General features: G+C 71.0%; 21 protein-coding genes and 1 pseudogene. 13 read left to right on the plus strand and 9 right to left on the minus strand.

The annotated features are described in order from the left end of the window. Positions 1 to 17: 17 nt before the first annotated feature. Both ACIBX3_RS20010 and ACIBX3_RS20015 read right to left on the minus strand, forming a co-directional pair. Positions 18 to 620 (minus strand): TetR/AcrR family transcriptional regulator, encoded by a 603-nt coding sequence (locus tag ACIBX3_RS20010; RefSeq protein WP_397118965.1) that lies wholly within the window; start codon positions 618 to 620, stop codon positions 18 to 20. A gap of 84 nt (positions 621 to 704) precedes the next feature. After that, a complete protein-coding gene (locus ACIBX3_RS20015) occupies positions 705 to 1907 on the minus strand; it encodes a cytochrome P450 (RefSeq protein WP_397118966.1) in 1203 nt (400 codons plus the stop codon). Positions 1908 to 2168: 261 nt separating this feature from the next. On the opposite strand from ACIBX3_RS20015, the gene ACIBX3_RS20020 reads away from it, so the two are divergent. From ACIBX3_RS20020 to ACIBX3_RS20035, 4 genes and pseudogenes are all read left to right on the plus strand, one after another. Then, complete coding sequence (locus tag ACIBX3_RS20020; protein WP_397118968.1) at positions 2169 to 4298, plus strand: anthranilate synthase component I; 2130 nt, start codon at positions 2169 to 2171, stop codon at positions 4296 to 4298. A gap of 41 nt (positions 4299 to 4339) precedes the next feature. Beyond that, entirely contained in the window at positions 4340 to 5512 is a 1173-nt protein-coding gene (locus tag ACIBX3_RS20025; protein WP_397118970.1) for an amidohydrolase family protein, read from the plus strand. 56 nt (positions 5513 to 5568) lie between these two features. Continuing rightward, positions 5569 to 6000, plus strand: a pseudogene (locus ACIBX3_RS20030) (ATP-binding cassette domain-containing protein); the annotation flags it as partial. Positions 6001 to 6076: 76 nt separating this feature from the next. Further along, positions 6077 to 6202, plus strand: a complete 126-nt coding sequence (locus tag ACIBX3_RS20035; protein WP_397118972.1) for a hypothetical protein — start codon at positions 6077 to 6079, stop codon at positions 6200 to 6202. 28 nt (positions 6203 to 6230) lie between these two features. Here ACIBX3_RS20035 and ACIBX3_RS20040 read toward each other — a convergent pair whose 3' ends face one another. Then, the gene (locus ACIBX3_RS20040; protein WP_397118973.1) at positions 6231 to 6689 is read right to left on the minus strand and encodes a MarR family winged helix-turn-helix transcriptional regulator; all 459 of its coding nucleotides are present in this window, start codon (positions 6687 to 6689) and stop codon (positions 6231 to 6233) included. Positions 6690 to 6702: 13 nt separating this feature from the next. Further along, positions 6703 to 7053, minus strand: coding sequence for a DoxX family protein (locus ACIBX3_RS20045; RefSeq protein WP_397118975.1), 351 nt, complete (start codon positions 7051 to 7053; stop codon positions 6703 to 6705). 249 nt (positions 7054 to 7302) lie between these two features. Between ACIBX3_RS20045 and thyX the strand changes: the two genes are divergently transcribed. Further along, positions 7303 to 8031 (plus strand): FAD-dependent thymidylate synthase, encoded by a 729-nt coding sequence (gene thyX / locus ACIBX3_RS20050; RefSeq protein ID WP_397118977.1) that lies wholly within the window; start codon positions 7303 to 7305, stop codon positions 8029 to 8031. A gap of 76 nt (positions 8032 to 8107) precedes the next feature. Here the strand turns inward: thyX and ACIBX3_RS20055 are convergent, their stop codons facing one another. Then, positions 8108 to 8416 carry a hypothetical protein gene (locus ACIBX3_RS20055; protein ID WP_397118979.1) on the minus strand — a complete coding sequence of 103 codons (309 nt, stop codon included), beginning with the start codon at positions 8414 to 8416 and terminating at the stop codon, positions 8108 to 8110. Positions 8417 to 8418: 2 nt separating this feature from the next. Beyond that, complete coding sequence (locus ACIBX3_RS20060) at positions 8419 to 9498, minus strand: WD40/YVTN/BNR-like repeat-containing protein (RefSeq protein ID WP_397118981.1); 1080 nt, start codon at positions 9496 to 9498, stop codon at positions 8419 to 8421. Positions 9499 to 9696: 198 nt separating this feature from the next. Between ACIBX3_RS20060 and ACIBX3_RS20065 the strand changes: the two genes are divergently transcribed. After that, positions 9697 to 10488: a helix-turn-helix domain-containing protein gene (locus tag ACIBX3_RS20065; RefSeq protein WP_397118983.1), complete on the plus strand. Its 792-nt coding sequence runs from the start codon at positions 9697 to 9699 to the stop codon at positions 10486 to 10488. Here the strand turns inward: ACIBX3_RS20065 and ACIBX3_RS20070 are convergent, their stop codons facing one another. After that, positions 10489 to 11886 (minus strand): sialidase family protein, encoded by a 1398-nt coding sequence (locus ACIBX3_RS20070; RefSeq protein WP_397118985.1) that lies wholly within the window; start codon positions 11884 to 11886, stop codon positions 10489 to 10491. A gap of 558 nt (positions 11887 to 12444) precedes the next feature. Beyond that, positions 12445 to 13563 carry a globin domain-containing protein gene (locus tag ACIBX3_RS20075; RefSeq protein ID WP_397118987.1) on the minus strand — a complete coding sequence of 373 codons (1119 nt, stop codon included), beginning with the start codon at positions 13561 to 13563 and terminating at the stop codon, positions 12445 to 12447. A gap of 374 nt (positions 13564 to 13937) precedes the next feature. Between ACIBX3_RS20075 and ACIBX3_RS20080 the strand changes: the two genes are divergently transcribed. The 5 genes from ACIBX3_RS20080 to ACIBX3_RS20100 all read left to right on the plus strand — a co-directional run bounded on the left by ACIBX3_RS20080 (position 13938) and on the right by ACIBX3_RS20100 (position 17421). Next, a complete protein-coding gene (locus ACIBX3_RS20080; RefSeq protein WP_397118989.1) occupies positions 13938 to 14234 on the plus strand; it encodes a hypothetical protein in 297 nt (98 codons plus the stop codon). 209 nt (positions 14235 to 14443) lie between these two features. Further along, on the plus strand, positions 14444 to 15130 hold the full coding sequence (locus tag ACIBX3_RS20085; protein ID WP_397118991.1) for a gamma-glutamyl-gamma-aminobutyrate hydrolase family protein: 687 nt from the start codon (positions 14444 to 14446) through the stop codon (positions 15128 to 15130). A gap of 9 nt (positions 15131 to 15139) precedes the next feature. After that, entirely contained in the window at positions 15140 to 16057 is a 918-nt protein-coding gene (locus ACIBX3_RS20090; protein WP_397118993.1) for an alpha/beta hydrolase, read from the plus strand. Then, the gene (locus tag ACIBX3_RS20095) at positions 16054 to 16833 is read left to right on the plus strand and encodes an enoyl-CoA hydratase/isomerase family protein (protein ID WP_397118995.1); all 780 of its coding nucleotides are present in this window, start codon (positions 16054 to 16056) and stop codon (positions 16831 to 16833) included. The genes ACIBX3_RS20090 and ACIBX3_RS20095 overlap by 4 nt, the downstream gene beginning before the upstream one ends. A 33-nt stretch (positions 16834 to 16866) precedes the next feature. Then, on the plus strand, positions 16867 to 17421 hold the full coding sequence (locus ACIBX3_RS20100) for a hemerythrin domain-containing protein (protein WP_397118997.1): 555 nt from the start codon (positions 16867 to 16869) through the stop codon (positions 17419 to 17421). 81 nt (positions 17422 to 17502) lie between these two features. Here the strand turns inward: ACIBX3_RS20100 and ACIBX3_RS20105 are convergent, their stop codons facing one another. Then, entirely contained in the window at positions 17503 to 18093 is a 591-nt protein-coding gene (locus ACIBX3_RS20105; protein ID WP_397118999.1) for a class I SAM-dependent methyltransferase, read from the minus strand. 176 nt (positions 18094 to 18269) lie between these two features. On the opposite strand from ACIBX3_RS20105, the gene ACIBX3_RS20110 reads away from it, so the two are divergent. Together ACIBX3_RS20110 and ACIBX3_RS20115 are read left to right on the plus strand one after the other, a co-directional pair. Further along, a complete protein-coding gene (locus tag ACIBX3_RS20110) occupies positions 18270 to 19814 on the plus strand; it encodes a histidine kinase (protein WP_397119001.1) in 1545 nt (514 codons plus the stop codon). Continuing rightward, positions 19811 to 20485: a response regulator gene (locus ACIBX3_RS20115; RefSeq protein WP_397119003.1), complete on the plus strand. Its 675-nt coding sequence runs from the start codon at positions 19811 to 19813 to the stop codon at positions 20483 to 20485. The genes ACIBX3_RS20110 and ACIBX3_RS20115 overlap by 4 nt, the downstream gene beginning before the upstream one ends. Positions 20486 to 20513 lie beyond the last annotated feature (28 nt).

The following is a 20513-nucleotide window of genomic DNA, read 5'->3' on the forward strand; positions in this document are numbered from 1 at the left end:
TGAACCGTAACGTTCGACTAGCTTCCCGCCGCCGCCGGGCGGTAGCCCACCTGCTTCATGATCGCCATGAAGTACGCCTTGATCTCGCCGGGACGCTCGTCGTCCGGGTGGCTCACGAGGTGGCTGACCACCGCGGCGCTGAGCATCTCCTGCACCACGTCCACGTCCAGGCCGGCCGGCAGGTGCCCGAGGCCGCGCGTGCGGGCCAGCATCTCGCGCACCACCGCCCTGCGCCGCCCCCCGTTGACCTTGTGGTAGGTCGTCATCAGCTCCGGATAGTCGTCCACGGTGCTGAAGACCCGCCGCAGCAGGCGGCGGTTACGCGGCACGGCCAGATGGACCCCCCAGTCGTCGAACATGTGCTCCAGGTCGCGCCAGCCGGTGAAGGCGGGGTCGTCGTCGTGCAGCGCCCACTGCAGGGTGCGAAGCAGCAGCGCCGTCTTGTCGGGGTAGCGGCGGTAGACCGTCGCCCGCGTCACCCCCGCCCGCCGCGCGACCTGCTCGATGCTGGTCTGTTCGGCGCCGACCTCGATCAGCAGATCGAGCGCCGCGGCCAGGATGGCCGTGTCGGCCTCCTGGCTGCGCGGCCTGCCCGCTGATCGAGGTGCGCTCGTCGTCATGCCTGTCTGGTCACCATCTCGTCGAGGAGCCGGTCGGGCAGGATTCTATTGAGCCGCGGCGAGGGCTTGGCCCCGGTGCTCATGTCAACGCTTCCCGTCCCACGTCACCGGCAGGCTGTGCACGCCGTGGATCAGCATGTCGGCGTCGCGCACCGGCACCTTCTCCGGCGCGACGGCCAGGCGGAGCGAGGGGAACCTGGCGAACAGCGCGGGGAAGGCCGCGTGCGTCTCGACGCGCGCGAGCTGCTGGCCGAGGCATTGGTGGAGGCCGTGGCCGAAGCCGACGTGGCCCGCGGTGGACCGGCTCAGGTCCAGGGCGTCGGGGTCGGGGAAGCGGCCGGGGTCGCGGTTGGCGGCCGCGATCGAGATGGTGACGGTCTCGCCGGCCCGTACCTTCTCGCCGGCCAGCTCCAGGTCCTCCAGCGCGGTCCGTACGAGGAACGGGGTGATGCTGAGGTAGCGCAGCAGCTCCTCGACGCCCCGCTCGGGCGCGGCACGCAGCACGGCGATCTGCTCGGGATGGCGCAGCAGCGCGAACGTGCCCAGGGCCAGCACGTTGGCGGTGGTGTCGAGCCCTGCCCCCAGCAGCATGAACCCGATGTTGGTCAGCTCCTCGTCGGTCAGGTCGCTCCTGGTGAGCCCGCTGAGCACGTCGTCGGTGGGCCGGCTCCGCTTGGCCTGGATCAGCTCCCGCATGTGGGCCAGCATCGCCGTGTAGGCGTTGAGGACCTGCTCCCGCGGGATGTCGGTGCGGACCAGTGTGACGCCCTGCTCCTGGAACCGTTCCCGATCATCCTCCGGCACGCCCAGCAGCTCGCAGATCACCACCGCGGGGATGGGCGCGGCGAACGCCTTCACCAGATCCGCCGGCGGGCCCTGCCGCTCCATCTCGTCCAGGCATGCCTCGGTGACCTTCTGGATGTGCTCGGTCAGCAGGCGCATCCTGCGCACGGTGAACTCGCCGGTGAGCAGTCGCCGGTATCGGCTGTGCTCCGGCGGGTCCATCCCGATGAACATCCCGGGCGGCGCCGGTGGCAGGGTGCCCTCCCCGGGCCGCGCGATGGGCATGTGCCGCAGCTCGGGCCGCACGCTGAAGCGCCGGTCGGCCAGCACCTCCCGGACCAGCGCGTGGCTGGTCACCAGCCAGCCCCGGTGCCCGTCGGGATAGGACAGCGGGGCGATGGGCCGCTCGTCGCGCAGCTCGGCCAGGCCGGTGGGCAGGTCGAACGGCGTCGGCCGCTCGATGGGCAGCATGACGGCCGCAGCGTCGGTCTCTGGCTCGGTCATCTCGGTTCTCCTTCGTCCGGCCGATGACTACAACAATACAATACAGCTCTGTATTGAAATGTGTGCCGCCGCGGGTCGCGTTGCGCGATCTTGAATGGCCGGTTACCCTGTCGGCATGCGAAACCACGCCCAGCTCCAGTGGTGGCGCCGCTCCTAGGCGGCGCGAGTTTTCGCATTCCTCAACGGATGGCCGCCCCGGATGGCGGCCGTTCTCGTGTCCGCCCCCGGGGCTCGATCATGTGACGTGGTAAGGGGCAGCAAGTGGAGACGAGCGGATATACCACCGCCGGGGGCATCGGCGTCGAGCGCGAGGCTCGCGAGGTTGACGAGGCGGCGCTCGAAGAGATCGTGACCGCCCTCGGCGAGCGGCGCGGGGGTGCTTTCTCCTCGGGCATGGACTATCCGGGCCGCTACAGCCGATGGGCGTTCGGCTATGTCGACCCGTGCGTGGAGCTGGTCGCCAAGGGCCGGACCATCTCGGCGACCGCGCTCAACGAGCGCGGCAGGGTCGTGCTGCCCGCCGTGGCCTCCTGCCTGCTGGCCGCGGGCAAGCCGGTCACCGAGCCCACCGCCGACCGCGTGGAGGCGCACGTCCCCGACTCGGAGGACCTGCTGCCGGAGGAGATGCGCAGCCGCAGGCCCACCGTGTTCACCGCGATCCGCGAGGTCATCGCCGCCTTCCGCGGCGACGATCCGCACCTGGGCCTCTACGGCGCCTTCGGCTACGACCTGGCCTTCCAGTTCGAGCCCATCAGGCAGGAGCTCCTGCGCCCCGACGACCAGCGCGACCTCGTCCTCCACCTGCCCGACCGCCTCGTCGTGATCGACCGGCAGCGCGAGACGAGCGTCGAATACCGCTACGAGTTCACCGTCGACGGCGCCACCACCCGCGGCCTGGAGCGCACCGGCTCCGCCCGGCCCCTCGAGGCCCCCGGCGAGCTGCCGGACAACCCCGAGAGGGGCGAATACGCCAAGGTCGTCGCCGCCGCCAAGGAGAAGTTCAAGCGCGGCGACCTGTTCGAGGTCGTGCCCGGGCAGGTCTTCCACGCCGCCTGCACCGACCCGGCGGCCTTCTACCGCGGCCTGCGCCACAGCAACCCGGCCCCGTACGAGTTCATCATCAGCCTCGGCGACGGCGAGCACCTGGTCGGCGCCTCGCCCGAGATGTACGTCCGGGTGAGCGGCGACCGCGTCGAGACCTGCCCCATCTCCGGCACGATCGCCCGCGGCAGCAACCCGGTCGAGGACGCCGAGGCCATCCGCACCCTCCTGTCGAGCGTCAAGGAGGAGTCGGAGCTGACCATGTGCACCGACGTCGACCGCAACGACAAGTCCCGCATCTGCGTGCCGGGCACGGTCAAGGTCATCGGCCGCCGTCAGATCGAGCTCTATTCCCGCCTGATCCACACCGTCGACCACATCGAGGGCCGGCTGCGCCCCGAGTTCGACGCCCTCGACGCCTTCCTCACCCACATGTGGGCCGTCACCGTCACCGGCGCGCCCAAGACCTGGGCCATGCAGTTCATCGAGGACCACGAGGCCACCACCCGCCGCTGGTACGGCGGCGCCATCGGCTTCATCGGCTTCGACGGCTCCATGAACACCGGCCTGACCCTGCGCACCGCCCAGATCAAGAACGGCGTGGCGACCGTCAGGGCCGGGGCCACGCTGCTGTTCGACTCCGACCCCGAGTCCGAGGAGCGCGAGACCGAGCTCAAGGCCAGCGCCCTGCTCGGCGCCCTGGCCACGGTCAACCAGCCGGGCGCCGTCCCGGTCGCCGAGCCCAGGCCGCAGCCGGGCAAGGGCATGAAGGTGCTGCTCGTCGACCACGAGGACTCCTTCGTCAACACCCTGGCCGACTACTTCCGCCAGGAGGGCGCCGACGTGGTGACGCTGCGCCACGGCTTCCCGGCCCACATGATCGACGAGATCGGGCCCGACCTGGTGGTGCTCTCGCCGGGGCCCGGCTGGCCGACCGACTTCGGCATGGCGGCGCTGATCGACGAGATCTACGCCCGCGACCTGCCGGTCTTCGGCGTCTGCCTGGGCCTGCAGGCCATGGTCGAGCAGGCCGGCGGCACGCTGGAGCTGCTCGACCACCCCCAACACGGCAAGCGCGGCCAGGTCGGGCGCCTGGGCGACAGCGCGCTGCTCGAAGGGCTGCCCGAGCAGTTCACCGCCGCCCGTTACCACTCGCTGCACGCCAAGCGGCCGGGCGTCGTCGGCTTCACCCCGACCGCGCTCACGCCGGACGGCAACGTCATGGCCATCGAGGACGTAGAGCGGCGGCGCTTCGCCGTGCAGTTCCACCCGGAGTCGATCCTGACCCAGGAGGGCGGCGCCGGCGCGAAGATCATCGCGAACGTGCTGCGCCTCTGCCGCCGTTCGTAAAACGTCCGCGCGGGCATGCGGAGCTCCCTTAGAGTCTCCGCATGCTGCTCTCCGTCGATCTGCCCGGCACGGTGCGTGACGCGCTGCTCGCCCCGCTCGTCGACCACCACTGTCACGGAGTCCGGCGAGACGACCTGACCAGGGCGCAGTTCGAGCTGCTCGTCAACGAGGGCGGCGGCGCGTCGCCGCCCGGCACCACCCACTTCGACACGCCGTTCGGGCTGGCGCTGCGCCGCTGGTGCGCGCCCCTGCTCGACCTGGAGCCGCACGCGCCGCCCGCCGTCTACCTGGCCCGCCGGGCCGAGCTGGGCGCCGCCGAGGTCAACAGGCGGCTGCTGGCCGCGGCCGGAGTGGTGGCGTTCCTGGTCGACACCGCGCCAGTGGACGTCAACGCGGAGGAGACCGATCTGCTGTCGGCCGCCGAGATGGGCCGCCACGGCGGCGCGGCGGCCGACGAACTGGTCAGGATCGAGCGGATCGAGCAGGACGTGGCCGAGCAGGCCCAGGTCGCGGTCGACTACCTCGACAGCCTCGGCGAGGAGCTGACCGCCAGGGCCGCCAGGGCGGTCGGGCTCAAGACCGTCGTCGCCGCCCTGTGCGGCCTCGACTTCGACCCGGCCAGGCCGAGCCGGGGATCGGTGATCGCCGCGGCCAACCGGCGGCTGGCCGCGCCCAAGGAGCCGCTCACGGATCCGGTCCTGCTGCGATACCTGCTCTGGAGCACCATCGACGTGGCCAAGGAGCGCGGGCTGCCCGTGCAGTTCCACACCGGGCTCGGCGGCGGCTGCGGCCCCGGTCTCGACCTGCACCGCACGGACCCGGCCAGGCTGAGCGCCTTCGTGGCCGCGCTGCAGCCGACGGGCGTGCCGGTGATCCTGCTGCACTGCTACCCGTTCCACCGCCAGGCCGCGTACCTGGCCGGCCGCTACCCCCACGTCTACGTCGACGTCGGCCTCGCGCTGCCGCACACCGCCGCCGCCTCGGCCCGGGTCATGGAGGAGTTGCTGGAGCTGGCGCCGTTCCACAAACAACTGTTCAGCTCCGGCTGCCGCGGCGTGGCCGAGAGCTGCCTGCTCGGCGCGCTCTACTACCGGCAGGCGCTCGGGACGGCACTCGCGGCCAGGATCGGCGCGGGGGAATGGAACGCGGCGGACGCGGCCAGGATCACCCACATGATCGGCTCCGGCAACGCCCGCCGGATCTACCGGCTCTGAATTCCTCCTCGCGAAGGAGGTGTGACTTACGTCTCATCGCGGATAATCGGTCCACCATGGCTGCTATCGAGATACGAGACCTTTCCAAGTCGTTCGGTCCGGTACGCGCGGTGGACGGGGTGTCTTTCACGGTCGCGGCCGGCACGATCACGGGCTACTTGGGGCCCAACGGCGCCGGCAAGACCACCACCCTGCGCAGCCTCCTGGGGCTGGTCACCGCGGACTCCGGCAGCGCGCTGGTCAACGGCCGGCGCTACGTCGAGCTCGACCGCCCGCTCAGCGAGGTCGGGGCAGTGCTCGAGGCCACCAACTTCCATCCCGGCCGCAGTGCGTACAACCACCTGCGCGTGCTGTGCGCGGCCGCACGGCTGCCCGCCTCCCGCGCCGAGGAGGCCCTGGCCCGCGTCGGCTTGGCCGACGTGGCGGGCAAGCGGGTACTGGGCTTCTCCATGGGCATGCGCCAGCGGCTGGCGCTGGCCACCGCCATGATCGGCGATCCCGGCGCTGCAGCCGCTGGGCAAATGGACGCCCGGCGGCGCGACCGCGGCCCTGACCGACACCGGGGTGGGCTTCGGCATCGACACGTCCTACCTGCTGCCCGCCTGGGCGGGCGGCCTGGTGCTGCTCGCCTACGCCCTGATCTTCGCGGCCCTCGCCTCCGCCACGACCCTCCGCCGCGACATCACCTGACCACTCACCGCGCGCACACCCGCACAGGTCAGTGGGCGCGGCCGTCGAGGCAGGCGCCCAGCTTGGTGCCGACGACCTGCATGGCGTCGGCCAGGGCGGCCGTCTGCTCCGGTGTCAGATGGTCGAAGAGGATTTCACGCAGCGCCTGGGCGTGCTGCGGGGCGATCGCCGCGATGACCGCGCGCCCCTCGTCGGTGATCTCCGCCACGCTGGCCCGGCCGTCGCTGGCGTCCGGCCGCAGCCGCACGTATCCGCGATCGACGAGCTTGCTGACCCGGTGGCTGAGCCGGCTGATCGACACGTTGCCCACGGTCGCCAGGTCGCTCAGCCGGAGCGGGCGCGTGGCCAGGGCGTTGAGCAGGCCGTACTCGATGTGGACCAGGCCGTGGGCCCGGAAGGTGCGCTCCACCTGCGGGATGCCGACGAGCATGACCGCGAGCAGGCCCTGCCACGCGCGCTGCTCGTCCTCGCCGAGCCCTTCGACCAACGCCCCCCCAGGGTCAGATCCGTCCTACCGCGACGACGACGGCCATCGCCAGCAAGACCAGATTAACCGCGAAGGACTCCTTCCGCCTCCGATGCACCTGAGCCGCGACGATCATCGTGATCCCGAGTCCCGCGGCGGCGATGGGGGTGAGCACGGGGGCGATGCCGGTGGCCCACGGCAGCACCAGGCCCAGCGCGCCGAGCACCTCCAGCGCGCCGATCCCTCTGAGCTGCTGCTGACTGTACTCCTCGACGTACGGCATGCGCGGCTGGAGCTTCTCCTTGGGCTGGGTGAGCTTGCCCGCGCCCGCCGCGACGAACGCGACGGCGAGCAGGATCTGCACGACCCAGAGGAAGACGTTCATAGCTTGACCCTTCAAGTTTTGATGAGGGCCTTGACTGTAGACGCAAAAAGTTGAAGCGACAAGTACTGGTGCGGGGAGCCGGGCCCGCGCGCGGGGCGCACCGTCGAGCACCGCGTCGGTTCGATGCCTGACCTGGTCAGATGCTCGCTGTACTCTTGCTGTGCGCGGTGCGCACGGACTCGCGCCGAGCCCTGCAAGCTGGTTTGCTAGAGCCCGTTACAACGCAGCCGATCCGAGCGGGGGCTCCCTATGGGCACTGTCGAACCTGAGATCAAGTTTCGTGGCGACATGGACGTGGAGCTGATCAAGTCCGCCGCGTCGGATGCCGATGTGCTGTGGGCCGCACGTGTCTCCACGAAGGGCGAGAGCTCTTTGGCTGAGCTCGAAGCCGATCCCCAGCGTTCCAAGGGCCTCATCAACTACCTGATGCGCGACAGGCACGGCACGCCGTTCGAGCATTCGTCCATGACGTTCTACATCAGTGCGCCGATCTTCGTCTTCCGTGAGTTCATGCGGCACCGCACCTTCTCCTACAACGAGGAGTCCGGCAGGTATCGCCAGCTGGTCCCGGTTTTCTATGTGCCAGGCCCTGATCGCAAGCTGGTGCAGGAGGGCAAGCCCGGCAAGTACGTGTTCAAGGACGGCACTCCCGAGCAGCACCAGCTCGTGACCGAGGCGACGCAGGAGAGCTATCGGCAGTCCTACCGGGCCTATGTGGACATGCTCGAGGCCGGTGTCGCCCGGGAGGTCGCCCGGACAGTGCTCCCGGTCGGCCTCTACTCCTCGATGTACGCCACGTGCAACGCCCGCGCACTGATGAACTTCCTCTCGCTCCGGGTCAGGCGCGAGGACTCGGCCTTCCCCTCGTTCCCCCAGCGGGAAATTGAAATGGTCGCCGAGAAGATGGAGGCGCTGTGGGCCGGGCTCATGCCGCTGACACATGAGGCGTTCGAGGCCAATGGGCGCGTTTGCCCCTGAATGAGCGGTGGGCGCCTCGGCATCCGGCAGGTCGCCGCCGCAGGCCTGCGGCGACCTGCCGGTCCAGGGCGGAGATTCAGGCGAGTGCCGGCATCACATAGACCTCGGCCCCCGGCGGCAGAGCGCAGTCCAGGCCGCCGAGGCCCCGGGCGTTCTCCCCGCACACGATCATGCTGATGTGCCGGCGGATGCGGCCGTAGTCGTCACGCAGCCGCTCCTCCAGCAGCGGATGCGTGCGCCGCAGCATGTCGAGGGCCGAGCCCAGGGTGGGCGGCGAGTCGCGGTCGGCGCCGACGGCGAAGACCTTGACCTCCGTGCGCCCGCTCACCCACCGCCGCAGCGCGCTGGGCAGCACGAACACCACCATCGTCACGGGTCCTGCCACGGTCAGAGCACCGCCGCGCGCACGGTGAGCACGTCGGGCAGGTGCCGGGCGACCAGCGACCACGTCTCGCCGTCGTCGCGCGAGCAGTAGACCTCGCCGTCGCGCGTGCCGAAGGACAGCCCCGCCTCCGACATGGTCATCGCGTCCCTCAGCACGGTCGCGTACACGGGCTCCTCGGGCAGGCCCTGGCCGAACGGCTGCCAGGTGGCGCCGGCGTCGTCGCTGCGGAAGATCTGGTAGCGGTGGCCGACGGGCGTGCGGTCCATGTCGGCGTGCAGCGGCAGCACGTAGATCGTGTCCGGGCGCGACGGGTGCACGACGATCGGGAAGCCGAAATCCGACGGGAGCGGGGAGCCGATGTCGTGCCAGACGCCGCCGAAGTCGTCGCTGCGGTAGACGCCGAAGTGGTGCTGCAGGTAGAGCCGGTCGGGGCGGGACGGGTGCATGGTGACCTTGTGCACGCACTGCCCGAACTCCGGATATTGCTGGCCCTCCGGCATGAACGGGGCGCGGATGCCCTGGTTGGCCGCCTCCCACGACAGCCCGCCGTCCCTGGTGCGGTAGAAGCCGCCCGTGGAGATCGCCACAGCCATGATCTTGGGGTCCGTGGGGTGGGGGAGGATCGTGTGCAGGCACAGGCCGCCGCCGCCCGGCTGCCAATGCGGGCGGTGCGGGTGCTCCCACAGCCCCTCGACCAGCTGATAGGTGACGCCGCGGTCCTCCGAGCGGAACAGCGCGCCCGGCTCGACGCCCGCCCACACCACGTCCGGCTCGGACGGGGAGGGCGTCAGCTGCCACACCTTGGACAGGGTCGCCTCGGTCTTCTCCGGAAAGGCGATGGGCGGCTTCTCCGCCTCGTCCCAGGTCTTGCCGAGGTCGTCGGAGTACATGACGGACGGGCCGAAATGCCCGTACTCGATGCCGGCCAGCAGCCGGGGCGTGGTGCCGCGCGTGTCGATCGCCACCGAGGGCACCGCGACCGTGGAAAACTGGATCGGCTCGATCTTGAACGGGCCGCCGTCCGCCGAGCGGGCGAGGAACAGGCCCTTGCGGGTGCCGATCGCGAGCATTGCGTCACTCATCGCGAATCGCTCCTATGTTCGGGTGCCGCTCATTGTCGCTCACGGCACCGACAATCTCCGAGGACTCGAAGATCCCGTCCCAGGAGGTCTGCCACGTCCCAACCATCCCGCTCCACACTGCCGCGGTCCAGTGCCTCAGGCCCCGCTTTACCTGATAGGTAATCGTGACGCTTCCTCGCAACCGATAGATTGCCGGGCATGGGAGCGGTTGCCTTACGAGAAGAGTCCTTCGGCGAGCTGTTGCGGTCGTGGCGGCAGCGGCGGCGGGTGAGCCAGCTCGACCTGGCCATCGAGGCCGACGTCTCGGCCCGCCACGTCAGCTTCCTGGAGACCGGCCGCGCCCGGCCGAGCCGTGAGATGGTGATGAAGCTGGCCGAGGAGCTGGAGGTGCCGCTGCGGCACCGCAACAGGCTGCTGGTGGCGGCGGGGTTCGCGCCGGTCTATCCCGAACGCGAGGTGCGCGCCCCCGAGATGGAGGTCGTCCGGCAGGCTCTGGACAAGATCCTGGCCGGGCACGAGCCCTATCCGGCGGTGGTGGTGGACGCGGCGTGGAATCTGGTGGCGGCCAACTCGGCGGCGGGGATGTTCATGGAGGGCGTGCCGGCCGAGCTGCTGAAGGAGCCGATCAACGTGATGCGGCTGTCGCTGCACCCGGAGGCGATGGGCGGCAGGCTGCTCAACCTGGCGGAGGTGCGCGCGCACCTGCTGCACCAGCTGCGCAGGCAGGCCGAGATGTCGGCCGACGGGCGGCTGGCCGAGCTGCACGACGAACTGGCGTCGTACACCTATCCCGGTGTGGACCTGAACGTGGCGCACGTGCCCGGGCCGGCCGACATCCTGGTGCCGCTGCGGATCGCCGCCGGGGATCGGGTGTTGTCGATGTTCACGACGATCGCGACGTTCGGGACGCCGGTGGACGTGACGGTGTCGGAACTGGCCATCGAGACGTTCTGGCCCAACGACGAGGAGACCGCCGCCGCCTTCCGGTAGTCAGCGGGCCGTGGCCGGAAGGGCGGGTGGCTGTTCGCCGGTCGCGACGGGCCCTTCGATGGAGAGCGGGGCCGGGCCGCCGCCCTTGATCGGCAGGCCGCCTGAAACCGTGTACGTCCGCATGACGAATGCCCCGCCGGCGGGCACGGCCGCGACCGTGAAGGCGGGGAAGGCGTTGCCGCCGGGGACGACCGAGGTGGAGATGTAGTCCCCGGCCATGCGGCCCTGCGCAGTGTTGGCCAGCCAGCCGAGCTCCATCGGCCCGTGCAGCTCTTCGGAGGGGGACCAGCTGCGGCCGCCGTTGGCGGAGGAGGTGTACGCGACGGTGAGCCGGCAGGTGGCCGCGGTGCAGGCGGCGTCCGGGACGCGGTAGTGGGCGAGCGCGAGCCTGGCGGAGCCGCCCGAGGTGGACCGGTCGACGCCGAGGCCGGGGATGACGTGGTCGCCGCCGTCGCTCGTCACCCGTGTGACGTGGTCCCATTCGGTGCCGTCGGCCGAGGTGACCAGCACGATGTCGTTGCCCGCGCAATAGAGCCGGAAGCGGCAGTCGTGCCAGGCGACGTACACGGCGCCGGCCGCGTCCGTCTCGGCCGACGGCAGTGGTAAGGCGCGCAGCCCGCCCGCGGGGGTGTGCCGCTGCACCATGGACACCAGCACGCTGCCGCTCCAGGTCGCACCGCCGTCGCGGGAGCGGAAGGAGCGGATCTCCTCGTCGTTGCTCAGGTACGGCACCACCACGGCGCCGTCCGGCCGCACCACCGGCTGCCCGCCCAGGCCGGCCGCCGAGGTGGCGGTGACGGTCCAGGTGAGGCCGCCGTCGGGCGAGCGGGCCATCTTGATCGCGTTGCCCGCGGCGTTGTCGTCGAACGCGAGGTGGCAGCGGCCGTGGTACGGGCTGTCGCGGGTGTTGTCGCAGGCGATCCAGGGCTTGTCCAGGTCGCCGTCCCCCGCGACGGCGGCCGTGACCGGCGCGTCCCAGGTCCGGCCGCCGTCGGCGGAGCGGCTGACGAGCACGGCCGCCCCGGCGACCCCGTCCGTGTCGGTCATGGCCAGGGAGGCGACGAGCCAGACGTCGTGCCGGGCGTCGTAGGCCACCGACGGGTCGCTGACCCGCTGGTACGGCCCCCCGCCGAACCCGGTGATCCCGGGCAGCACGCCCTTGGCCCACGTGGCGCCGTTGTCGCCGGAGGCCGCGACCGCGACGCCTGACGCACCGCCGTCGAAGAACCTGCCCGCCTGCTGCGCCGTCACGATCGTCGTGCCCCACTGGTAGGTGTCGGCTCCGGCCTGTGTGCCGTGCTGGCTGGTGGCGTTGGCGTACGCGTCGGCGCCGATCTCCGCCAGCGGGACGTCCGCCGCCGCGGGAGCCGGGGCGAGGAACACCGAAGCGACGATCATGGTCGAGAGCGCGCCGATTCCTCGGCGACCGGCGGGGACTGGCACAGGCGACCTCCACGCTCGAACGGTGCGCGTGTCAACTTCCACCTCGCACTGTCCAACCCCCGCTGTCAACCTCCAGCTCCTTGTGTAAGTGCCGGCGTTGACAGATTGACACGCATCTACTGCTTTGCGTAGCGATCTGGACGGCTGGTGCGGCGTCCGCACTCGGGGCCCCGTTCCGCCGGAGCGATGGTCCGGGGACTCCCCGGCTGTCTCCGGCAGCGCTGGCATGACCAGGCCGTCAGGGAGCCCGCCGCGCAGGATCGGATCGCACGCGGGCGTGCGTCGCCGCCCGGGGTTCTATAGAGGGGACCAGTACGCCCAAGACCGTTCGGGGCGTGCCGCTGCGCGGGACTCACCGGTCGGTCAGGGCGTCCATGAGGTATCCGAGGCCAGGCGCTGAGTTTCTTTCCACTCGGCCGTTCCTGTTCGGGGGAAGGACGAGGCTGGACGGTATGCCCGTCTGGCGACGGAGGAAACTCTCGCCGTGACCTTATGCGGACATTTCAGTAAATGTCAGTGTTCTCCCTGGATGATGTCCCGGTGGATGCGTGACAGCGGCACGCCGTCGATCTGGAGGCGGCGCACGGTCTCGTTCACCATGGTGGCCGGGCCGCACACGTACACGTCGTGCTCGGCCCAGGAGTGGAAGCGCTGCGTCACCTCGGGCAGGTGGCCGCGCATCCCGTCGTACGACTGCTGGTCCGAGACCACGGGCAGCACCCGCAGCCAGGGGAACGTCGAGGCCATCTGGATCAGGTCGGGCAGGTCGTACAGCTCCTCGGCCGTGCGGGCGCCGTACAGCAGGTGGATGTTGGGCCGGCGGCCGGAGGCGATGATGGACTCGATGATCGCCTTCAGCGGAGCCAGGCCGGTGCCGCCCGCCACGCACAGCACGTCGCGCATGCTGCGCTCGCGCGGCGCCATCGTGCCCATCGGGGGCCCCAGCATGAGGGTGTCGCCGATGCGGGTGTGCCTGGTCAGCGCGGTGGACACCCAGCCGCCGGGGACCGAGCGCACGTGCAGCCTGATCGTGTTGTCCGGGCGCGGCGCGTTCGCGATGGAGAACGTCCGCCACACGCGCGGCCAGCGCGCGGTCTGCACGTTGACGTACTGGCCCGGCTCGTACGGCAGCCGCTGCGTGGGCCGCAGCGTGATCACCGCGATGTCGCGGTGACGCAGCTCGTGGTCGATCACCTCGGCCAGCCACCACGCGGGGGACACCCCGGAGTCGGATTCCGCCGATTCGATCATGAGATTGGCGGCGGCCGTGTAGGCCGCCACCCAGGCCGCCTCGATCTCGTGGTCCCAGACGTCCGCCGCGAAACGGCGGATCGTGGCGAGCAGGGCGTTGCCGACAGCCGTGTAGTGCTCGGCGATCACGCCGTACTTGCGGTGGTCCCTGCCCAGCTGACCCAGGAACGCGGCCAGGCTGTCCGGGCTGTCCAGGCTCCACACGATCCGGGTCAGCGCGCTGAACAACCGGTCGCGCTGGAGATCCATGGCGGGCGGGAACATGGCACGCAGGTGCGGGTTCTCGGCGAACAGGCGGCCGTAGAAGTAGGCCGTGGCCCGGTCGGCGTGCGGCTCGACGACGGAGAAACTCTCCTTCACCAGGCGCGGATTCAACGACATAGAACGCAACCCCACTTATTGACCGGAATCGCATTCCGGTCTTGTCGTTCCACCTCCCTGACGGCTCCGGGTGATGAGCGTGCGGCGGCCCCGGCACATCCGACGCGCTCAAAAGCGAGTCTTACACCGCAGATGAAACCCCACAACCGTTTCCCCCCAATAAGGTGCGAAGCAGAACTATCTATTTTTCGGACAGTGAATCCGAATAAAAGTCATATTCGTATTTCAGTGGTCGAGTACGGCGGGAAGCCCGAAACGGCGGAACCCATCCGGGTCGAGGAATCCGGCGATCTCCGCAGGCGCTCATGTCACTCCCGCGTTGCCGGTGCGCGCCGAAACTTTCGGTTCCGGGCGGGCGGGCGTACGATCCGGCCATGGCAGTCCTCCATCCCAGGCGGGTGGCCTGGGAAGGCGCCCGGATCTTCGTCTTCGCCGCGAACACGGACGCCTACTGGTGGCTCAGCGACACCGTCGGGCACTATCTCGGGCCGATGTACCAGCTGCAACTGTGCGAGACGCGGCTGCGCCTGCAGGCGGAGGAGGACGCGGTCTACGCCGAGGCCGGGGCGTGGCGGGCGCGCCTGGACGCGCTCCTCGACACCCGCCCTGACACCGCCTCCATCCTCACCCAGATGATCAGCGAGACCTCCGCCCGCCTGCCCTCCCTCTAGCCACAGGAAAAATGCGGGTCCAGCCCCGTCCCGCCGGCGGCGAGAATCCGGACCAAAGGCGGAAAACCGATGCCGAGGGAGGCAAGTGGTAGCAGGGGATCTTTGGGAGGGGTGACATATCGGAAAGGCCGTACGCCATGATGGGGCAAGCGGCCGCCGTCGCCAAGGGCTGGCGGCGGCACGAACTCCACCACGCCCCGGGAGATCGCATGTCCCGACCGCTGATCGGCATCACCGCCTACTTCGAGGCCGCCCGCTGGGGTGACTGGGTGCGGGAGGCCGTGCTGTCGCCTCCCTCCTACGCCAAGGCGGTCGTCCGGGCCGGGGGCGCGCCCGTGGTGCTGCCGCCGCTCGGCCCGCACGCCGTCGAGGACTACGTACGCGGCCTCGACGGGCTGGTGCTGGCCGGCGGCGTCGAAATGGCGGCCGGCGCGTACAACGGCGAGCAGGACGAGCGCGTCCCCGATCCGCAGGTGCACCGCGACCGCTTCGAGCTGGCCCTGACCAGGGCCGCCGTCCGCGCCGACGTCCCGATCCTGGCCATCGCCAGGGGCATGCACGTGCTCAACGTCGCCCAGGGCGGCACGCTGATCCCGTGGCTGCCCGAGGTGCTCGGCAACGACCGGCACGGCGAGCCGGGCGCGGTCCACGCGATCCAGGTCAGCGTCTCCAGCAAGCTCGGCAAGGCCGTCGGCGACCACATCGAGACCGTCGCGCCGCACCAGCAGTCCGTACGCCGGCTCGGCAGCGGCCTGCTGGCGGTGGCCTGGGCCGAGGACCAGATCGTCGAGGGCATCGAGCTGCAGGGGCACCGGTTCGGCGTGGGCGTGCAGTGGCACCCGGAGCGGGGCGGGGACAATCGGCTCTTCGATGCGTTCATGGAGGCGGCCCGCTAGGCTGCGATCATGCCGCTGCACCCCCAGGCGCGGGACTACCTCGCCTCCACCGGGCCGGACGAGGACACCGACTTCGACGCGATCACGCTGGACGACATCCAGCGCACACGCGCGCAGCCCGACCGCGCCGCCCTCCATCGCGGCCCGCTCACGAAGCTGCCCTTCGTCCGCGACGAAGCGGTGGAGAACGTGCCGATCCGGATCTACCGCGCCGATCCGGGGGACGGCCCGCTGCCGGTCGTGGTCTACTTCCACGGCGGCGGCTGGGTCTACGGCAGCGTCAGGCGGGCCGACGCCTTCGGGCGCTTCCTGGCGATCCGCTCCGGGGCGGTGGTGGTGTCGGCCGGCTACCGGCTCGCCCCCGAGCACCCGTTCCCCGCCGCCGCCGACGACGCGTGGACGGTCGTGCGCGACATCTTCGCCAGGCCCGCCTTCTACCAGAGCAACGGCAGCGTGGCGGTGGTCGGCGAGAGCGCGGGCGGCAACCTGGCCGCCGTCGCCGCCTGGCAGGCGCGTGACGCCGGGCTGCGGCTGACGCACCAGGCCCTCGTCTGCCCGGTGCTGGACGCCGCCATGGACACGCCCAGCTTTCAGGAATACGCCAAGGGATACGTGTTGCCGGCGGCGGAGGTGGCGTGGTTCGTCCGTCAGTACGCCGACGGGGTGGATCCCGCCGATCCGCGGCTGTCGCCGCTGCGGCTGCCCGACGTCGCCGGCCTGCCGCCCGCGACCGTGGTCACGGCCGAGTACGACGTGCTGCGCGACGAGGGCGAGGCGTACGCCCGGCGTCTGGCGCAGGCCGGCGTGCCCGCCGAGAGCCGCAGGTACGACGGCGCCCTGCACGGCTTCTTCGCCCTTCCGGGCCTGTTCGACCAGGCCGCCGAAGCCCGCGACTACGTGGCCGGACGCCTGCGGGAATCCTGGTGACGTACGGCAAACTCGCGATCGACACCCCGGCCGACGGCGTCCTCAGGGTCACCATCAGCGAGCCCGGCAGGCTCAACGCCGTCGACATGACCGCGCACCGCGAGCTGGGCGAGATCTGGCGCGACGCCGACCGCGACGACAGCGTGCGGGCCGTCCTGATCAGGGGAGAGGGCCACGCGTTCTCCGCCGGCGGCGACCTGTCCATGATCGAGGAGATGACCCGCGACCACGCCACCAGGCTGCGCGTGTTCGCCGAGGCCCGCGACATCGTCTACAACCTGCTCAACTGCGCCAAGCCTGTCGTCTCCGCCATCGAGGGCCCCGCCGTCGGCGCCGGGCTCGCGGTCGCGCTGCTGGCCGACATCTCGGTCGCCGGCCGCACCGCGCGCATCATCGACGGGCACACCAGGCTCGGCGTCGCGGCCGGCGACCACGCCGCGATCGTCTGGCCGCTGCTGTGCGGGATGGCCAAGGCCAAATACCACCTGCTGCTGTGCGAGCCGGTCACCGGCGCGGAGGCCGAGCGGATGGGACTGGTCAGCCTGTGCGTGGACGACGACCAGGTGCAGGACAAGGCCATGGAGATCGCCGTCCGGCTCGCCGCCGGCGCGCAGGAGGCGATCAAGCTGACCAAATACTCGCTCAACAACTGGCTGCGCCTGGCCGGGCCGTCCTTCGACGCCTCACTGGCCATGGAGTTCCTCGGTTTCACCGGGCCGGACGTGGCTGAGGGCGTGCGCGCTCTGCGGGAGAAACGGCCCCCGTCCTTCTCGTGAATGCTGCTCGCGACCTGGGGTAGGCGCAGGCTCATGAAGGACAACGATGTAGTGGACCTGCTGCTACACCAGCACGAAGAGATCAAGGCCCTGTTCGACGAGGTCGAGAACGCCGCCCCGCCGGACAAAGCAGAGGCCTTCCAGCGGCTGGTGCGGCTCCTGGCCGTCCACGAGACAGCAGAGGAGGAGATCGTCCACCCGTACGCGCGCCGCAAGCTCGACCACGGCGACGAAGTCGTGGACGAGCGCCTGGCCGAGGAGAACTCGGCCAAGGACATGCTCACGCAGATGGAACGGGCAGGCGTCGACGATCCCCAGTTCGCGGTCAACCTCGCCACCCTGCGACAAGCGGTGGTCAAGCACGCCGAGGCCGAGGAACGCGAGGAGTTCCCCAGGTTCCGGCAGGCGACCGGGGACAAGGAACGTCAGGCGATGGCCGTCGGGGTCAAGGCCGCCGAGGCCATGGCGCCCACTCACCCCCACGCGGGGCTTGAGACGGCGACGGAGAACCTGCTCGTCGGCCCGCCGGTCGCGATCATGGACAGGGCCCGGGACGTGATCCGCAAGGCGATGGGCAAGCCGGGCTGAACGGCGCCGGCACCTGGGTCGCGAGGGAGTTGAGCAGGAGCTCCCGCGTCACAGGTGCCGCCATCTAATCCGCCGATCACCTCACGCCCGCGGCCGGCGGGCGTTGAACACGAAGGCCGGGGGAGCGTTGCGCCACACCGTACGCCCCGGCACGACTTCCTCAAAACGCTCGGCCAGCAGCGCACGGAAGCGCCGCGCCGAGCTCAGCGGGATGGCGTGCATGTAAGAGAACGTCGTGAACGCCGCCCCCTGCCCCATCGCGGCCGCCACCGCATCCAGCAGATCGCACTGCAAGTCCTGAGGGAAGGCCGCCCACGGCAGGCCGCTCACCACCACGTCAGCCTGCCGCAACCGCCGCTCTCGCAAGAGCTCCACCAGCCGCGACGCGTCGGCGTGCGCCACGTCCACGGTGGGGAAACGCTCGGCGAGCAGCCGCGCCATCGTCTCGTTGACCTCCACCGCCAGGTGATGGCCCCGACCGGCCAGGCGCTGCTGGATCTCCGACGTGAACGACCCCGTTCCGGGGCCCAGCTCGACCACGGTGGGCTCGCCACGCTCCGGGATCGGCGCGCAGACGGCGGCCGCCAGCCGCCGTGAGCTGGGCGCGACCGCCCCGATCGTGGCAGGTGCGCGGAGGAACTGGCCAAGGAAAAGTGCGGTGTCGTTGGACATGGGTCGAACGTAGGGCCAAGATCGCGCCCGGTCGCTCCACCGTCCGGGCGGAACTGCGGCCAGTAGGAGGAGGTGCGGCAGTCCGCCCGGAGGATCGGCCGCTCACTGCGGGCGGATACCGTGAGCGCATGCGTTGGCGCGGTGTGCCGCTGGATGTGCTCCTTGCGGTTTCAGGTGTGGCACTTGACCTGTTGACCACGGCCCAGGCGGGTGACACGAAATACCTGCCCGCGGAGATGAACATCCCGATGGCGCTGCTGGCGGGCCTGCCCATGGGGCTCGTCCGGCGCTGGCCGGTGCCCGTCACCCTCTACCTGGCCGTCCTCCTGGTCCTCACCGACCAGCTGGGGTCGTTCACGTCCAACACCGTGCAGATCCTCATCTGCGTCGCCGTCGGGGTGTCCGGGTTCAGCCGCGGCATGCGGGCCACGGTGCTGGCCGTGTCGGCCACGATCGCCGCGACCGCCGTCAACATCGCCGACCCCGGCGCCGCGTTCACCGTCAACCAGTGGATGTACGCGTTGCTGCTGCCGGTCTTCCCCGCGGTGCTGGGCGCGTACCTGCGCGGCTCGGCCGGGCGGCTGGAGGAACGCGACGTCACCCCCGACGCGCTGCTGGCGGCCGGCGGGGTGGCGATCACCGTGCTCAGCACGTGGACCACCTGGCACTCGGGCACCCAGCCGGTCTGGGTGGTCGGGCTGCTGGCGGTGGTCGGCGGCCTGTCCCTGGGCATCGCCAGGCGGCTGCCCGGGCTGGTCTTCCTGGTCCAGGGCGTGCTGCTCGTCCAGGCCGACATCTTCCTGAACGAGGCCGTCAACACCTGCGTGATCCTGACGCTCATCGCCATCGGGGTGTTCGCCATGCGGGTGTCCTCCTGGCCGTGGACGGTGGCGGCGTACTTCACCGGCTGCCTGCTGACCGCGATCGCGGTGGTCGGAGACGACACCGACGTCACCGCGTTCCGGGTGGGCGTGCTCATGACGCTGGTCGCCACGCCCATCGCGATCGGCCGTTACCTCGGGATGCGGCAGGCCGCCGTCGCCGCCGAGCGGCTGCGCGCCGAGGAGTCCGCCCGCGCGGCGGTCGCGCACGTGCGGGCCGGCCAGCTGGCCGAGCGCGAGCGCATCGCCCGCGACGTGCACGACATCGTCGCCCATCACGTCGGCGCCATGGTGCTGCGGGCCAGCGCTGCCCGCTACTCTGCCCCCGACGGCCCTGTCGCCGACGCGCTCAACGACATACGAGAGACCGGCCACCAGGTGCTCCAGGATCTGCGCGACCTGCTCGACTTGCTGCGCGAGCCCGAGCGGGAGCCGTACCTGCTGGCCAACCCCGCGGACGTGGTACGCGAGTCGGCCGAGCGCATGGCCGCCGCCGGGCTCGTGGTCGACCTCGACCTCGACCCGGCGACCGACCAGGCCCCGCTGATCGCCCGCACCTCCGCGGCCCGCATCGTCCAGGAAGGACTCACGAACGTGCTCAAACACGCCGGCCCCGGTACTCGGGTCCGCGTCACCGTCGCGCCCCAGGACGAGGGGCTGTCGGTGGAGATCCGCAACGGCCGCCCGCCCACCACCATCGAGCGCCTGCCCTCCTCCGGCCGCGGCCTGGCCGGGATGCGGGAGCGGGTGCGTGCCCTCGGCGGCACGCTCAGCGCCGGCCCCGACGGCGAGGGCGGCTGGATGCTGGCCGCCAGCCTGCCCGCGAGGAACGCCGCATGATCCGCGTACTGGTGGCCGACGACCAGGCGCTCGTCCGCGCGGGCGTGCGCATGCTGCTGCAGGCCACGGGTGACATGGAGGTCGTGGACGAGGCCGTGGACGGCGCGGAGGCCGTGCGCCTGGCCGAGCGCCACCTGCCCGACGTGATCCTCATGGACCTGCGCATGCCCAGGGTCGACGGCCTGGAGGCGATCAAACGGGTGCTCGCCGCCCGTCCGGGGACCAGGATCGTGGTGCTGACCACGTTCGCCGAGGACGCCAACATCTACGCCGCCCTGCGCGCCGGGGCGGTCGGCTTCCTGGTCAAGGACGACGAGCCGGAACGCATGGTGGACGCCGTGCGCCGGGCCGCGGCCGGCGAGCAGCTGCTCGCGCCGTCGGTGCTGCGGCGGGTCGTCGAGCGCTTCCTGGCGGCCGAGGAGCAGGCCGCGGCGCCCCCGCCCGCCGGGCTGACCGAGCGCGAGCTGGAGGTGCTCGCCCTGGTCGGCACCGGCCTGTCCAACGCGGAGATCGCCGAGGAGTTGCACGTCGGCGTCACCACGGTCAAGACCCACATCGCCGCCGCCATGGACAAGCTGGGCCTGCGCAACCGCATCCAGGCCGCGGTCGTCGCCCACCGCACCGGGCTCGTGGACGCCTCCTTCCGCCCGGTGCGCCGCGGCTCCGGCTGAGGTCCGTCCCCGCCTGGTCACCGGCGGC

Origin of the sequence: Nonomuraea sp. NPDC049480 (assembly GCF_044465905.1) — a bacterium.
Classification (GTDB): domain Bacteria; phylum Actinomycetota; class Actinomycetes; order Streptosporangiales; family Streptosporangiaceae; genus Nonomuraea.

What these genes read in the sequence shown, in the direction of transcription:
- ACIBX3_RS20010 (WP_397118965.1), bottom strand. Translation starts at nt 620, where the DNA reads ATGACGACGAGCGCACCTCGATCAGCGGGCAGGCCGCGCAGCCAGGAG.
- ACIBX3_RS20015 (WP_397118966.1), bottom strand. Translation starts at nt 1,907, where the DNA reads ATGACCGAGCCAGAGACCGACGCTGCGGCCGTCATGCTGCCCATCGAG.
- ACIBX3_RS20025 (WP_397118970.1), top strand. Translation starts at nt 4,340, where the DNA reads ATGCTGCTCTCCGTCGATCTGCCCGGCACGGTGCGTGACGCGCTGCTC.
- ACIBX3_RS20045 (WP_397118975.1), bottom strand. Translation starts at nt 7,053, where the DNA reads ATGAACGTCTTCCTCTGGGTCGTGCAGATCCTGCTCGCCGTCGCGTTC.
- thyX (WP_397118977.1), top strand. Translation starts at nt 7,303, where the DNA reads ATGGGCACTGTCGAACCTGAGATCAAGTTTCGTGGCGACATGGACGTG.
- ACIBX3_RS20060 (WP_397118981.1), bottom strand. Translation starts at nt 9,498, where the DNA reads ATGAGTGACGCAATGCTCGCGATCGGCACCCGCAAGGGCCTGTTCCTC.
- ACIBX3_RS20065 (WP_397118983.1), top strand. Translation starts at nt 9,697, where the DNA reads ATGGGAGCGGTTGCCTTACGAGAAGAGTCCTTCGGCGAGCTGTTGCGG.
- ACIBX3_RS20070 (WP_397118985.1), bottom strand. Translation starts at nt 11,886, where the DNA reads ATGATCGTCGCTTCGGTGTTCCTCGCCCCGGCTCCCGCGGCGGCGGAC.
- ACIBX3_RS20075 (WP_397118987.1), bottom strand. Translation starts at nt 13,563, where the DNA reads ATGTCGTTGAATCCGCGCCTGGTGAAGGAGAGTTTCTCCGTCGTCGAG.
- ACIBX3_RS20080 (WP_397118989.1), top strand. Translation starts at nt 13,938, where the DNA reads ATGGCAGTCCTCCATCCCAGGCGGGTGGCCTGGGAAGGCGCCCGGATC.
- ACIBX3_RS20085 (WP_397118991.1), top strand. Translation starts at nt 14,444, where the DNA reads ATGTCCCGACCGCTGATCGGCATCACCGCCTACTTCGAGGCCGCCCGC.
- ACIBX3_RS20090 (WP_397118993.1), top strand. Translation starts at nt 15,140, where the DNA reads ATGCCGCTGCACCCCCAGGCGCGGGACTACCTCGCCTCCACCGGGCCG.
- ACIBX3_RS20100 (WP_397118997.1), top strand. Translation starts at nt 16,867, where the DNA reads ATGAAGGACAACGATGTAGTGGACCTGCTGCTACACCAGCACGAAGAG.
- ACIBX3_RS20105 (WP_397118999.1), bottom strand. Translation starts at nt 18,093, where the DNA reads ATGTCCAACGACACCGCACTTTTCCTTGGCCAGTTCCTCCGCGCACCT.
- ACIBX3_RS20115 (WP_397119003.1), top strand. Translation starts at nt 19,811, where the DNA reads ATGATCCGCGTACTGGTGGCCGACGACCAGGCGCTCGTCCGCGCGGGC.